Here is a 13,920-nt window from a genome sequence, read left to right on the forward strand (position 1 = left end):
AATTAATAATTAAAAATAGTCGATGGGAAAATTTCCCGTCGGCTATTTTTTAATTTCCCGGGAAATATCTACCTAGGAAATTTTGGAAAGCCTTTTCAGCGCCGCACGGGTCCGCGGGTGTGGTAAAGTAGACTTTGCAATTATTTTCAATCACCGGTACAGAAAGGACTAACATGGAAAAACTAAAAGTACACAAAATTAGCCTCTTTTCCGGGATCATGCTGGCGCTGAATTCCCTGATTGGCTCCGGCTGGCTCTTTGGGGCCGGGACCGCTGCCAAGGTGGCCGGCCCGGCTGCCATCATTTCCTGGATCCTCGGGGCGGTCATTATCATCAGTATCGCAATTACCTATGTCGAACTGGGGGCGATGTTTCCCGAGAGCGGGGGAATGAGCCGCTACGCTCAATACAGCCACGGTCAGTTGCTCGGCTTTATCGCGGCTTGGGCCAACTGGATTTCGCTCATCACCCTGGTGCCGATGGAAGCGGTGGCCTCGGTTCAGTACATGAGTTCCTGGCCGTGGTCCTGGGCCAACTGGACCCACCACTTCCTTTCCCACGGCAACGTGACTTCCCAGGGAATGTGGGTGGTCGTGCTTTTCATGCTGATCTTCACTTTGATTAACTTTTGGTCAGTCAAATTGATGACCCGCTTCACCAACCTGATCTCGATCTTTAAGATTGTCTTGCCGACCCTAACCATCGTGATGTTGTTGATCAGCGGCTTCCATCCGGGCAACTTTGGCCACAGTGCGGCGACCTTCATGCCCTACGGCAGTCGGTCGATCTTCGAAGCGGCAGCCGTTTCCGGGATCATCATGTCCTATGACGCCTTCCAGACGATCATCAACATGGGTGGTGAGATGGTGAACCCCCGTAAAAATATCGTCCGCGGGGTGTTGATCTCAATGATTATCACCGCGGTAATCTACATCATGCTCCAGGTGGCCTTCATCGGGGCGGTGGATCCGGCACTCTTGGCTAAGAGCGGCTGGCACGGGGTGAACTTTACTTCGCCATTTGCCGACATCGCCATCCTACTAGGGATGAACTGGTTGGCCATTCTGCTTTACATGGATGCCTTTGTCTCGCCGTTCGGAACCGGGGTGGCCTTCGTGGCGACGGCCTCCCGGGCCCTGGCGGCAATGACCCATACCAAGCACCTGCCACAGTGGTTGGGACGCCTGGCCCGGCGCTACATGATTCCCCGTTTCGCCATGGTGACCGATTTTATCCTGGCCGTGATCCTGGTCAACACCTTCCGAAACTGGAGCCTGCTGGCAACGGTCATCACTGGGTCGACCCTGATCGCCTACCTGACCGGCCCGGTCACCGTTACGACCCTGCGCCGGATGCGACCTGATCTAAAACGGCCCTTTGCCCCGCACTACATGTCCTGGTTGGCCCCGGTTGCCTTTGTCCTCGCCAGCCTGGCGATCTACTGGACGATGTGGCCGACGACCATTCAGGTGATCGTGGTGATCGCCCTCGGCCTGCCAATCTACCTCTATTACGAGGTGCGCTACCAGCACTCCAAGTGGGGCCAGCAGCTGAAGAGTTCCGCCTGGCTGATTACCTACATGGTCTTTATTTCGCTGGTCTCCTATGCCGGCAGCACTGGCTTTGGTGGCCAAGACTGGATTCAGTACCCATGGGATTTTGTGATCATCATCATCTGCTCGCTCGGTTTCTACTGGTGGGGAGTTCACAGTCACCTGCCAGAGATGGACCCGATTGCCGAAGAAGTCAACGCGCGAGTCAAACTTTAAGCTTAATTTGTCCCAATTTGGTGAAAAAAGTCGCAGATTGCTTGTTGCAATGCCGGTGAATAAATTATAATATTGTTCAGTTATCCAATCGGGGTAACGATCAAGTTAACAAAATTTCCACAGACTGATTAAAATTCAGCTAAGTTGGGAGGGAGAAAATGATATGTGGCGTTATCTAAAACGCGTGTTAATTGGGAAGCCACTGAAGACCCTGGATGAGGGTCAGACCCACTTAACGAAATTCAAGGCGTTAGCGATGCTGTCGTCCGACGCCATTTCGTCAGTCGCCTATGGTCCTGAGCAGATTACCACTGTCCTGGTAACCCTGTCGGCCGCCGCTATCTGGTACTCGATTCCAATTGCGGCGATTGTCCTGATCCTTTTACTGGCGATCACGCTATCGTATCAACAGATTATTCATGCTTACCCCAGTGGTGGGGGTGCCTATGTCGTTGCTACCCGCAACTGGGGGAGCACCGGGGGACTCTTCGCCGGGGGCTCGCTTCTGGTTGACTACATGCTGACCGTGGCAGTTTCGACGACTTCTGGGGTGGAGGCGATCACCTCCGCGGTTCCGGCGCTTTACCGGTTCTCCATACCGATTGCCATCATTATTGTTCTGCTGATTATGTTCATGAACCTGCGGGGGATGAGCGAGAGCGCCAACTTCTTGACGGTCCCGGTCTACTTCTTCGTTGTGATGATCACGATCATGATTATCTGGGGATTCTACAACATTGCCACCGGTAACATTCACTACCACGCGGTTGTGGATTACGGGACGCCGGTTAAGGGCATGTCGCTGGTCCTCTTCATTCGGGCCTTTTCTGCCGGTTCTTCATCCTTGACCGGGGTGGAAGCCGTCAGCAACGCGGTGCCGAACTTTAACAAACCCAAGGAAAAGAACGCGGCCACGACCCTGGCGATCATGAGCCTGATCCTGGCAACTTTCTTCAGTGCCATCATCTTCTTCAGCTTCTACCTGGGAATCATTCCGAATTCCCGGACGACGGTGCTGTCGCAGATGGGGGCCCAGATCTTTGGTGGTCACGGGGTTGGCTTTTACCTGCTCCAGCTAGCAACGGCTATGATTCTGGCGGTGGCCGCCAATACCGGTTTCTCCGCCTTTCCAATCCTGGCCTTCAACATGGCCAAGGACAAGTACATGCCGCACGCCTTCATGGACCGTGGTGACCGGCTGGGCTACTCCAACGGGATCATCTCGCTGGCGGTCGGGGCGATTATCTTGATCCTGATCTTCCATGGTCAGACCAACAACCTGATTCCGCTGTACGCGGTCGGGGTTTTCGTGCCGTTCACGCTGTCCCAGTCCGGGATGATTATTCACTGGTTCCGGGAACGCCAGGGCTTCTGGCTGGGCAAGGCCTTCATCAACCTGGTTGGGGCCCTGATTTCCCTGATCCTGGTCATCTGCCTGTTCTGGCAGCACTTCGTCAACGTTTGGCCGTACCTGATCATCATGCCGGTCCTGCTGTGGATTTTCTACGCCATTCACTCGCACTACACCAAGGTGGCCGCGCAATTACGGGTGGCCGAGAAGACCAAGGTGCAGCTGCACGACTACGACGGCTCGACCGTGATCGTTCTGGTCGGCAACGTCACCCGGGTGACCCGGGGCGCGATCAACTACGCCCGGTCGATCGGTGATTACGTCATCGCCATGCACGTTTCCTTCGACGAAAATCCGGGCAAGGAACACAAGACGGCTAACGAATTCAAGGCCGAGTACCCGGATGTCCGCTTCGTCGACATCCACTCGTCCTACCGGTCAATCGCCAAACCGACGTTGCGGTTCGTGGACGTGATTGCCAAGCGGGCCGAGGCACGGAACTACTCGACGACCGTCCTGGTTCCGCAGTTTATCCCAAAGCACCCATGGCAATTAATCCTGCACAACCAGACCAGCGTCCGGCTGCGGGCGGTGCTGAACTCACGGGAGAACATCATCGTCTCAAGCTACAATTACCACTTGCATGAATAAACAAATCGGTGCCTTGACATTCTGTCGGCACCGATTTTTTGGAGAAACACATGAACAAAAAACAGTTGTTATTTGGTGGCCTCTTTGCCCTCGGCCTGATCTTTACGGCCAGCTACTCGATCGATAACCGGGGCTTTCACTCCGGCATCTTCGGGATCATCGGCTGCGTCTTGATGCTGGCGTCCTACGTTGGCTTTAATCAGGAAAAATTAAAAGCCCATGACCACCACACGCGGGTGATTCTGGGCTGGCTGAGCGGCATTTTGGCCTTCATCGTGATTTTAGATATTACCGAAGTCCTCTTAGCTTAGGACTGGGCAATATAGGGCACCTCGTGATTGCGGGGCTGCCCTTTTTTGATTGTCAGCTGATCGTTAAAGCGGGTTGTCAAATCAGCAATCAGCTGGTCGCAGGCGTCCTGGTCGACAAAGATGGTAACTACGACGTTGACCCCGTACTGCTCGTCGGCGACCGTGATCTGTTGTTCCTTCAGAAAGTAGAGCAGCTGATCGTGCTGGGCGTAGGAGGCGGTGATGGCCACGGAAGTCTGGATGACCCGTTGGACCAGCCCTGCCTGATGGACGGCATTGGTGGTAACGTTGCTGTAGGCCCGGATCAGGCCGCCGGCGCCGAGCTTGATGCCGCCAAAATACCGGGTGACAACGGCCACGACATTGTGCAATTTAGCCAGTTGGAGCGACTCGAGGATCGGTACCCCGGCCGTTCCGCTCGGCTCGCCATTGTCGCTCTCTCGCTGAATCTGGTCGTGATCGCCGACCAGGTAGGCGTAGCAGTTATGATTGGCCTTGCGGTTGTCCCGCTGCACCTGGGCGATAAAATCCTGGGCCTCTTCTTCGCTGTTGATTCGGCCGAGCTGGCAGATGAATCGTGACTTTTTGATCACCATCTCAAAGGCGGTGTTTTTGGCAATGGTAAGGAATGGTTCTGGCATGACAAAACTTCTTTCGTGAAAAATTGGATTTTTCCCGTACTTATTAAGTAGGGGGGATGAAAATGAAATTGACAGAGTATTACGGCCGCCGGGTCCTAGTTGACCGGCCGGACTGGCAAGCAAAGCAGCCGCCGGCACCAATCCAGACTCTGGAAACCATCACGGTGGGCGATCGCAAAATCGAATGTCGGCGCTGTGGACAAAAAACGCCCAAGAAGATTGCGGCCCTGCCCAATGGCGAATTCTACTGCCCACGCTGCATCAATCTAGGCCGGGTGGCCACGTTAAATAAATTTTATCATGTTCCGGAGCCAAATCAATTTGTGGTCAAAGAACCGGTACTAACTTGGCAGGGGCAGCTGTCGCCCTTGCAGCAGGAGGCCGCGGAAGAAGTCGCGACGGGGATGAAAAAGCACCAGCACCAGCTGCTCTGGGCCGTAACCGGGGCCGGTAAGACCGAGATGATGTTTCGGGGGATCGCGGCAGCCCTGCGCCGGGGCGAGCGCTTGGCAGTGGCCTCTCCGCGGGTCGACGTCTGTTTGGAGCTTTATCCGCGTCTTCAAGCGGCCTTTGCCAACACGACAATGGTCCTGCTGCACGGCCGCCAGGAGCTGCCCTACCGCTATGCCCAGCTGACGATCTGCACGACCCACCAGCTTTTGCGCTTTTACCATGCCTTTGACAACCTGATCATTGACGAGGTCGACGCTTTTCCTTACGCGGCCAATGCGGCCCTGCTGTATGCGACCGGGCAGGCGGTGAAGGAAAAAGGCGGTTGCCTCTATCTGACTGCGACTCCGGGCCCGTCTTTGCTGCGCCAGGTCCGCCAAAAGGAGCTGGCGGTTAGCTACCTGCCACTGCGCTACCACGGTCATCTGTTGCCGGAGGTCCGATTGCGCCTGACGCCCCGCTGGCGCCGGACACTGGATCAAAAGCGGTTACCGGCCAACCTGGTTGCGGAGCTGCGACGAACGCTGGCGGCCGGCCACCGGTTCCTGTTCTTTGTGCCGCACGTTCGTGACCTGCCTGGGATCGCCGGAGCATTGGAGACGGTCGGCTTTGAACGCCGGACCTTTACGACGGTACACGCCGCGGACCCCGAACGACTGGCGAAGGTGCAGGGGATGCGGGACGGCCGGTACGATTTCTTGGTGACCACCACGATCATGGAACGGGGCGTGACCTTTCCAGAGATCGACGTTTTTGTCCTGGGGGCTGATGATCCGGTCTTTTCGTCCTCAGCTCTGGTGCAGATTGCCGGTCGGGCCGGCCGCGCGCGCAGTCGCCCCGACGGCCGGGTCATCTTCTGGCTCGGCTGTCCCTGCCGGCGGGTGCGGGAGGCGGCCCGCCAAATTCGCTTTATGAATCAAAAAGGCCGGGCTCTCCAGCGATGAACTGCCTACTTTGCAACGCCCCACTTGCCTACCGCCTGACCATTCCCGACCTGGTCCTGCTGCGGCCAATCCAACCGCCTGTCCTCTGCCAGCGCTGCCGCAAACAATTTGAGCGGATCGATTCCGCGACGGCCTGCCCGGGCTGTGGCCGTCCCAAGAACGGTCGGCGCCTCTGCCCGGAGTGTCAGCGTTGGCACCAGCACTATGGCTGGCACCTGCGCCACACGGCCCTCTATACTTACAATGAGGCAATGCGCGATTTTATGCGCCGCTATAAGTTTCAGGGCGACTACCGCCTCCGCCAGGTCTTCCAAGGTGAACTTTCTCGTCAGGTGCAAACTCTTGCCGCCGACCTGGTGATCCCGATTCCGGTGACGGCCACCACCATGGCGACACGGGGATTCAACCAGGTGCTGGGGTTCTTGGGGACGGAGGAGGAGTCCGGCCTGCTTGTGCACCGCGCCGGTGAAAAGGTCGCCCAGTCACACAAGACCCGCCGTCAGCGGCTGCACACGCCCCAGCCGTTTGAATTGACCAATCCGGTAGCCGTCCGGGGGAAGCGGGTCCTGCTAGTCGACGACGTTTACACAACGGGGCGGACCCTCTACCACGCCGCCAGCCTGATCCACGCGGCTGGGGGAGACGAAATCATTAGTCTGTCCCTTGCTCGTTAAGGAAGGTTAAATGATTCTGAAAACGGTTTGTTAATTGATCAGAACTACACTATAATGGAATTAGGATATGAGAAGAGTGGTCCTTCTGATATCAGATCAAGCAATTGCTTGGACTGAAAGGAGAGATGTCTGATGTTAAAGTTCAATATTCGTGGTGAAAATGTCGAAGTTACTGATTCAATTCGTGACTACGTAGTCAAGCGGATCAGCAAGCTTCAAAAGTTCTTTGAAGATAGCGTCGAAGCTACCGCCCACGTGAACTTAAAGGTATACCCAAACCGGACCTACAAGGTTGAAGTGACGATTCCGCTTCCATACTTGACGCTGCGGGCCGAAGAGACCTCTAACGACATGTACGGTAGTGTGGACCTGGTTACCGATAAGCTTGAACGTCAAATCCGGAAGTACAAGACCAAGGTCAACCGCAAGTCCCGTGAAAAGGGCTTTAAGAACGTTGAATTCGTTCCAAGCGATGACGACACTACTAGTACTGACGATTTGAAGATCGTTCGGACCAAGCAAGTTTCCTTGAAGCCAATGGATCCCGAAGAAGCTGTTCTGCAGATGGACATGCTGGGACACGACTTCTTCGTCTTCCAAGATGCTGAGACCAACGGCACGAGCATTGTTTACCGTCGTAAGGACGGTCGCTACGGCCTGATCGAAGCAGAATAAATGAACGCGTTGAGTGTTCAAAAAGGGGATTACAGCAAGTGTTTTGCTGTGATCCTTTTTTGTTTATCTGGCGATCAGTTTGGTTTTCAAAGCCTAGTGAACGTGGTAAAATACATAAGTTAGATTAAAAAATATAATTGGCTTGAGTAGCACTTTTTTAATCGTTTTAGCTCGAGCTAATGAATTAGGAAGGACGCTTTTATGGCCAACATTTTAAAGAAATGGATTGAAAGCGACCGTCGTGAACTGCGGCGGATTGATAAAATCGCTGATAAAGTTGAAGCCTACGCCAAAACCATGGCGGACATGACTGATGACCAGTTAAAGGCGAAGACACCAGAATTCCGCCAGCGCTACCAGAAGGGTGAAACGCTCGATGAGATGCTGCCGGAGGCCTTCGCGGTTGCCCGGGAAGGTGCCAAGCGGGTGCTGGGCCTGTACCCATTCCATGTTCAGATCATGGGTGGGATTGTCCTGCACGAAGGGAACATCGCCGAAATGAAGACCGGTGAAGGGAAAACCCTGACCGCTACTATGCCGGTATATTTGAACGCGCTCTCCGGCAAAGGGGTCCACGTTATCACCGTTAACGAATACCTGTCCAAGCGTGACGCCGTCGAGATGGGCCAGCTCTACAACTGGCTGGGCTGCAGCGTCGGCATTAACAATTCTGAGATGAGTCCCGATCAGAAGCGGGAAGCTTACAAGGCCGACATTATGTACTCGACCAACAGTGAAATCGGGTTCGACTACCTGCGTGACAACATGGCCGTTTACAAGGAAGACCAGGTTCAGCGGGGATTGAACTACGCGATCGTCGACGAGGTGGACTCGATCTTGATCGATGAAGCCCGGACGCCGCTGATCATTTCCGGACCGGGAACGGGGACCTCGAAGCTCTACAAGCAGACGGACCGGTTTGTCAAGCAGTTGAAGAACGAGGTGGACTACAAGGTCGACCTGGAATCCAAGACCGTTTCCCTGACTGACGAGGGGATCCAAAAGGCCGAAAAGTATTTTAACTTAAAGAACCTCTATGATCCTGAGAACACGCCGCTGACCCACCACCTCGACCAGGCGCTGCGGGCCAACTACATCATGTACCGGGACAAGGACTACGTGGTTTCCGACGGCGAAGTCCTGATCGTTGACTCCTTCACCGGACGGGTGATGCAGGGACGGCGGTTCTCCGATGGCCTGCACCAGGCGATTGAAGCCAAGGAAGGCGTTGAGATTCAGGAAGAAAACAAGACGATGGCCAACATCACCTACCAGAACCTCTTCCGGATGTACAACAAGTTGGCCGGGATGACCGGGACCGCCAAGACTGAACAGGAAGAATTCCGTGAGATCTACAACATGGAGACGATCACGATCCCAACCAACAAGCCGGTTATTCGGAAAGACGAACCGGACCTGCTCTACCCAACGCTGAAGAGCAAGTTTGCGGCCGTTGTTCGCCGGATCAAGAAGCTCCACGCCAAGGGCCAGCCAATCCTGGTCGGGACCGTGGCCGTTGAGACCTCCGAATACCTGTCGCACCTGCTGGACAAAGAACACATTCCGCACGTGGTCTTGAACGCTAAGAACCACGCTAAGGAAGCCGATATCATCAAGAACGCCGGTCAGCGCGGTGCCGTGACGATTGCCACCAACATGGCCGGGCGGGGGACCGATATCAAGCTCGGCCCCGGCGTTCGGGAACTCGGTGGCTTGGCCGTCATCGGGACCGAACGGCATGAATCGCGGCGGATTGATAACCAGCTGCGGGGCCGTTCCGGTCGGCAGGGGGATCCGGGCCTGTCCCAATTCTACCTGTCACTGGAAGATGACCTGATGAAGCGCTTCGGTGGTGACCGGATCAAGAACTTCCTGCAACGGATGAAGGTCGACGACGAGGACGCGGTGATCAAGAGCCGTTTCCTGACGCGCCAAGTGGAATCCGCCCAGAAGCGGGTTGAAGGGAACAACTACGACTCGCGGAAGAACGTTCTCCAGTACGATGACGTGATGCGTGAACAGCGGGAGATCATCTACAAGGAACGTCAGCAGATCATCACCGAGGACAAGTCTTTGAAGTGGGTCCTGATGCCGATCTTCAAGCGGACGATCGAACGGGAAGTTGAGCAGCATACCCTGGGTGAAGAAAAAGAATGGGATCTCAAGGGAATCGTCGACTTTGCCGAAGAGGTCCTGGTCAAGCCGCACACCTTTACGGTTGACGACTTGAAGGGTAAGACCAAGGAGCAGATGGTGGACTACCTGATGGGCTTTGCCAACGGTGTCTACAAGGACAAGCAGCGTCAGCTCTATGATCCGGCTCAGATGCTGGAATTCGAGAAGGTCGTCCTCCTGCGGGTGGTTGACTCCCACTGGACCGATCACATCGACGTGATGGACCAGTTCCGGCAGTCTGTCGGTCTGCGGGGCTATGGTCAGTTGAACCCGCTGGTTGAATACCAGACGGCCGGCTACCACATGTTCGAGCAGATGATTGCCGACATCGAGTACGAGACGACCCGACTCTTCATGAAGTCCGAGATTCGTCAGAACGTGACCCGGTAAAATTCAATACGATTAATTACTACTAGATTCTAGGTACGGCAGTAAGGTAACCCATGGCGGTACCGCTGCCGTATGTTTGTATGTGGAGGTTTTGTTGTGGAATTAAGTGAAGCAAAAAAACAAGTAGAAGCAATGCAACAAGAAGTTGCCCGCTTCGGGAGGTCTCTTTGACCTCGATGCCTTAGACGAGAGCATCGCGGAAAACGAGCAGAAGATGGCCCAGCCGGACTTCTGGAATGACAACGAGTCGGCCCAAAAGGTGATCGGTGAGAACAATGCGCTCAAGGATAAGCGCGACACCTTTGTCCACCTGCGCGACCAGATTGCCAACCTGCAGACCAATATCGAACTCCTCGAACTGGAGCCCGATCCGGACCTGCAGCAGGAATTCGACGCGACCTTTGCCCAGACGAAAAAGGCCCTGGAGCAATACCGGCTCAGCCAGCTGCTGGACGGGGAGTACGACTCCAAGAACGCCATCTTGGAGATCCACCCCGGTGCCGGGGGAACCGAAGCCCAGGACTGGGGTTCGATGCTCTTGCGGATGTACGTTCGCTGGGGTGAACAGCACGGCTTTACCGTCGAGACGGCCAGCTATGAGGCCGGGGACGAAGCCGGCATCAAGAGTGTGACCCTCTTGATTAAAGGGCACAACGCCTTTGGCTACCTGCGCAGCGAGAAGGGGGTTCACCGGCTCGTCCGGATCTCACCATTTGACGCGGCGGGTCGGCGCCACACCTCCTTTGCCTCGGTCGACGTCATGCCCGAATTGGACGAGAGCGTCAACATCAAGATTGACCCGTCCGATCTCCGGGTCGACACCTTCCGTTCCAGCGGGGCCGGTGGTCAGCACATTAACAAGACCGAATCGGCCGTCCGGATTACCCACCTGCCGACCGGGATCGTGACCTCCTCGCAGGCTGAGCGTTCCCAGCTGCAGAACCGGGTAACCGCGATGAACATGCTGAAGTCGAAGCTGTACGAATTGGAAGAAGAAAAGAAGGCCAAGAAGCGGGCTGAGATCGAAGGGGAGCAGCTGGACATCGGTTGGGGCTCCCAGATTCGTTCCTACGTCTTCCATCCCTACACAATGGTCAAGGATAACCGGAGTGGTCACGAGACCCACGATGTTCAAGCGGTGATGGACGGTGACCTCGATTCCTTTATCAACGCTTATCTCCAGTGGAAATTAAGCCAGAAGAACCCGCAATAAAGAAGATTGCGGTTAATTGGAAAAGCAAGTAAGATTAAATTAACAAGGAGTGGTGTTTATGCGCGAAAATCGCAAACGTCGGCTGACCCGCTCGGCGTCCGACCGCATTTTGGGCGGCGTCTTTGGCGGACTTGGTAAGTATCTCCATGTTTCACCGAACTTTTTGCGGGTGATCTACGTGATCCTGACGATCTTAACCGCCGTCATGCCGGGGGTGATCGTCTATCTGATCCTGTTGATTATCATGCCGCCTGATCCGGAACATCCCGGTATCATGGGCTTCTTCCAGGCCTTTAACGACCTGAACAAGAAGATGACGGATTCGGGCGACCAGTCCCGGTCCCGGCGGCAGCTGACCGACGTAGAAGAAAAAGACATTAAAAGAAATGGGCGATCATAATGGGATTTTGGAAAAGAGTATTAATTGATACCGTTCTGTTTATTGCCCTGGCCGGCCTCTTTGCCGGGACGGGGATGTTCTACATCAGCAGCGCCTGGATTGCGCTGCTGGCCAGCTTTGTTTTGGCCATCTTAAACGTCTTAGTCAAGCCAATCCTGGTGATTTTTTCCCTACCGATCAACGTCTTGACCCTCGGGCTCTTCAGCATCGTAATCAACGGGGCGATGTTGATGCTGACATCGGCATTTATTGGTGCGGACCTTTTTCACTTCTCTTCGTTTTGGAGTGCCATGCTGATTGCCATCATCATGTCGATCTGCAACACCATTATTACTGACCACCAAGAAAATCATTATTAAAAGGAGTGAAGCATCGTGCCAAACCACGTTACCGTTCAAGAATTAGTTGACCAGGTCCGCTTAAAGGTTCTCCAAGGCAAGGAATACCTCGACCGGCCGATTACCACCAGTGACATCTCCCGGCCAGCCCTGGAATTTGCCGGTTACTTCAAGCACTATCCGGCCCTGCGGATCCAGCTGCTGGGGATTACCGAAACCTCCTTCTCCAAGGACCTGACCCACGAGAAGATGGTAAAGTACATGACGAAGATGTGCACGCCGCAAACGCCGTGCTTCGTCATCTCAACGAACCTGCCGATCCCGCCGGAACTGAAGACGGCGGCGGCCAAGGCCAACATCCCGATCCTGGGGACCCATCTGACCTCCTCGCAGATTCTGTCCAACATGACCTCCTACCTGCTGGGCCGCCTGGCACCGCGGAAGTCAATGCACGGGGTGCTTGTCGACATCAACGGGGTCGGGGTCCTGATCACTGGTGATTCCGGGGTCGGTAAGAGTGAAACCGCCCTGGAACTGGTTCGGCGGGGACACCGGCTGGTTGCCGATGACCGGGTCGAGGTCTATGCCCGGGACGAACAGACCCTGATCGGGACGGCGCCGGCGATCTTAAAGCACCTGATGGAAATTCGGGGAATCGGGATCATCGACGTTTCCACCCTTTACGGGACCGGGGCGATCATGCCGGATGACAACATCAACCTGATCGTTCATCTGGAGACCTGGACGCCGGACGCCAAGTTTGACCGGCTCGGCGACCGGGGTGATACCCAGACCATCCAGGGAGTGATCATCCCGAAGGTGTCAGTGCCGGTCAAGACCGGGCGGAACCTGGCGATCATCATTGAATCGGCCGCGATGAACTACCGGGCCGAGACGATGGGCTACGACGCCACGGAGACCTTCGACCGCAACCTGAACAAGCTGATCAAGGAAAACTCGGCCCGCGATAGCAAGAAGGTTCAGAAGTAATGGGGACCAGGCTAATAGCGGCGCTTAACCCCATCGCCCTCCAATTCGGCCCCTTCACGATTCACTGGTACGGGGTCATCATTGCGACCGGGGTGGTTCTGGCCCTCTGGTTGTCCGTTCGCGAGGGCAAGCGCCAGGGAATCCCCGAAGACTACTTCTACGACTACCTGCTCTGGGCCTTACCGATCGCCATCATCTGCGCCCGACTCTACTACGTCACCTTCCAGTGGCCGTACTATGCCGCCCATCCCGGTGAGATCATCGCCATCTGGGACGGAGGAATTGCCATCTACGGGTCGATTATTGGGGGCTTTGCCGTCCTCTACTTCTTCTGTCGCGCCCGGCACCTGTCGATGTGGACGATGCTGGACGTGATCGCGCCGACGGTCATCCTGGCGCAGGGAATCGGCCGCTGGGGAAATTTCATGAACCAGGAGGCCTTTGGCGTGATTACGACCAAGGCCGCCCTAATGGCTCAGCACATCCCGAATTGGATTATTGCCCAGATGTACATCGGTGGCCACTACCGGGTGCCAACCTTCCTCTACGAATCACTTTGGGACCTGGCGGGCTTTGCCGTTTTGATGCTGCTGCGGCACCGGCACCACTTCTTCTTGCGTGGGGAAGTCTTCTTATCCTACGTGATGTGGTACGCCTTTGGCCGCTTCTTCATTGAAGGGATGCGGACCGACAGCCTGATGCTGGGCAGCGTCATCCGGGTTTCTCAACTGCTGTCACTGCTGTTCTTCATCGGCGCGCTGGTCTTAATGATCGTGCGGCGGCGACGGGGAATGGCTCCCTGGTATGATCAACCAAAGTAAAATAAGTCATGTGGTAATAAGTCAAGATAAAATTATCACTGACAAACTTGTTTTGACCAGATTTTTGACGCACTTAAATAAGCCTTGGTACCAAGGTGTTTTAAAAGCTAAGCGTCGAGAATCAATT

13 protein-coding genes are annotated in these 13,920 nt (G+C 55.2%); 12 read left to right on the forward strand and 1 reads right to left on the reverse strand.

What is annotated here, in order from left to right; genetic code table 11:
• Positions 1–173 precede the first annotated feature (173 nt).
• The 3 genes from OCT58_RS03590 to OCT58_RS03600 all read left to right on the forward strand — a co-directional run bounded on the left by OCT58_RS03590 (position 174) and on the right by OCT58_RS03600 (position 4,082).
• The gene (locus OCT58_RS03590; protein ID WP_267201482.1) at positions 174–1,769 is read left to right on the forward strand and encodes an APC family permease; all 1,596 of its coding nucleotides are present in this window, start codon (positions 174–176) and stop codon (positions 1,767–1,769) included.
• Between the two features lie 163 nt (positions 1,770–1,932).
• On the forward strand, positions 1,933–3,771 hold the full coding sequence (locus OCT58_RS03595) for an APC family permease (protein WP_267201483.1): 1,839 nt from the start codon (positions 1,933–1,935) through the stop codon (positions 3,769–3,771).
• Between the two features lie 50 nt (positions 3,772–3,821).
• On the forward strand, positions 3,822–4,082 hold the full coding sequence (locus OCT58_RS03600) for a hypothetical protein (protein WP_267201484.1): 261 nt from the start codon (positions 3,822–3,824) through the stop codon (positions 4,080–4,082).
• Here the strand turns inward: OCT58_RS03600 and OCT58_RS03605 are convergent.
• A complete protein-coding gene (locus OCT58_RS03605; protein WP_267201485.1) occupies positions 4,079–4,723 on the reverse strand; it encodes a YigZ family protein in 645 nt (214 codons plus the stop codon). The genes OCT58_RS03600 and OCT58_RS03605 overlap by 4 nt on opposite strands.
• A 62-nt stretch (positions 4,724–4,785) precedes the next feature.
• Here OCT58_RS03605 and OCT58_RS03610 point away from each other — a divergent pair, with 62 nt between their 5' ends.
• The 9 genes from OCT58_RS03610 to lgt all read left to right on the forward strand — a co-directional run bounded on the left by OCT58_RS03610 (position 4,786) and on the right by lgt (position 13,793).
• A complete protein-coding gene (locus OCT58_RS03610) occupies positions 4,786–6,117 on the forward strand; it encodes an ATP-dependent helicase ComFA (RefSeq protein WP_267201486.1) in 1,332 nt (443 codons plus the stop codon).
• Complete coding sequence (locus tag OCT58_RS03615; RefSeq protein ID WP_267201487.1) at positions 6,114–6,791, forward strand: ComFC family protein; 678 nt, start codon at positions 6,114–6,116, stop codon at positions 6,789–6,791. The genes OCT58_RS03610 and OCT58_RS03615 overlap by 4 nt, the downstream gene beginning before the upstream one ends.
• A gap of 132 nt (positions 6,792–6,923) precedes the next feature.
• Entirely contained in the window at positions 6,924–7,466 is a 543-nt protein-coding gene (gene hpf, locus OCT58_RS03620; protein ID WP_267201488.1) for a ribosome hibernation-promoting factor, HPF/YfiA family, read from the forward strand.
• A 201-nt stretch (positions 7,467–7,667) separates the two neighbouring features.
• Positions 7,668–10,031: a preprotein translocase subunit SecA gene (gene secA / locus OCT58_RS03625; protein ID WP_267201489.1), complete on the forward strand. Its 2,364-nt coding sequence runs from the start codon at positions 7,668–7,670 to the stop codon at positions 10,029–10,031.
• Positions 10,032–10,127: 96 nt separating this feature from the next.
• A protein-coding gene (gene prfB / locus OCT58_RS03630) for a peptide chain release factor 2 (RefSeq protein WP_438361110.1) occupies positions 10,128–11,244 on the forward strand; the annotation gives its coding sequence in 2 pieces (ribosomal slippage) (positions 10,128–10,199 and positions 10,201–11,244; 1,116 coding nt in all).
• A gap of 58 nt (positions 11,245–11,302) precedes the next feature.
• Positions 11,303–11,644 (forward strand): PspC domain-containing protein, encoded by a 342-nt coding sequence (locus OCT58_RS03635; RefSeq protein WP_267201491.1) that lies wholly within the window; start codon positions 11,303–11,305, stop codon positions 11,642–11,644.
• On the forward strand, positions 11,644–12,003 hold the full coding sequence (locus tag OCT58_RS03640; protein WP_267201493.1) for a phage holin family protein: 360 nt from the start codon (positions 11,644–11,646) through the stop codon (positions 12,001–12,003). Before OCT58_RS03635 ends, OCT58_RS03640 begins: the two co-directional genes overlap by 1 nt.
• 15 nt (positions 12,004–12,018) lie before the next feature.
• Positions 12,019–12,972 (forward strand): HPr(Ser) kinase/phosphatase, encoded by a 954-nt coding sequence (gene hprK, locus OCT58_RS03645; protein ID WP_267201494.1) that lies wholly within the window; start codon positions 12,019–12,021, stop codon positions 12,970–12,972.
• Positions 12,972–13,793: a prolipoprotein diacylglyceryl transferase gene (gene lgt, locus OCT58_RS03650; RefSeq protein ID WP_267201495.1), complete on the forward strand. Its 822-nt coding sequence runs from the start codon at positions 12,972–12,974 to the stop codon at positions 13,791–13,793. Before hprK ends, lgt begins: the two co-directional genes overlap by 1 nt.
• Positions 13,794–13,920: the final 127 nt, after the last annotated feature.

Origin of the sequence: Limosilactobacillus kribbianus, assembly GCF_026413145.1 — a bacterium.
In the GTDB taxonomy this organism is placed as follows: Bacteria; Bacillota; Bacilli; order Lactobacillales; family Lactobacillaceae; genus Limosilactobacillus; species Limosilactobacillus kribbianus.

What these genes read in the sequence shown, in the direction of transcription:
- OCT58_RS03590 (WP_267201482.1), top strand. Translation starts at nt 174, where the DNA reads ATGGAAAAACTAAAAGTACACAAAATTAGCCTCTTTTCCGGGATCATG.
- OCT58_RS03595 (WP_267201483.1), top strand. Translation starts at nt 1,933, where the DNA reads ATGTGGCGTTATCTAAAACGCGTGTTAATTGGGAAGCCACTGAAGACC.
- OCT58_RS03600 (WP_267201484.1), top strand. Translation starts at nt 3,822, where the DNA reads ATGAACAAAAAACAGTTGTTATTTGGTGGCCTCTTTGCCCTCGGCCTG.
- OCT58_RS03605 (WP_267201485.1), bottom strand. Translation starts at nt 4,723, where the DNA reads ATGCCAGAACCATTCCTTACCATTGCCAAAAACACCGCCTTTGAGATG.
- OCT58_RS03610 (WP_267201486.1), top strand. Translation starts at nt 4,786, where the DNA reads ATGAAATTGACAGAGTATTACGGCCGCCGGGTCCTAGTTGACCGGCCG.
- OCT58_RS03615 (WP_267201487.1), top strand. Translation starts at nt 6,114, where the DNA reads ATGAACTGCCTACTTTGCAACGCCCCACTTGCCTACCGCCTGACCATT.
- hpf (WP_267201488.1), top strand. Translation starts at nt 6,924, where the DNA reads ATGTTAAAGTTCAATATTCGTGGTGAAAATGTCGAAGTTACTGATTCA.
- secA (WP_267201489.1), top strand. Translation starts at nt 7,668, where the DNA reads ATGGCCAACATTTTAAAGAAATGGATTGAAAGCGACCGTCGTGAACTG.
- OCT58_RS03635 (WP_267201491.1), top strand. Translation starts at nt 11,303, where the DNA reads ATGCGCGAAAATCGCAAACGTCGGCTGACCCGCTCGGCGTCCGACCGC.
- OCT58_RS03640 (WP_267201493.1), top strand. Translation starts at nt 11,644, where the DNA reads ATGGGATTTTGGAAAAGAGTATTAATTGATACCGTTCTGTTTATTGCC.
- lgt (WP_267201495.1), top strand. Translation starts at nt 12,972, where the DNA reads ATGGGGACCAGGCTAATAGCGGCGCTTAACCCCATCGCCCTCCAATTC.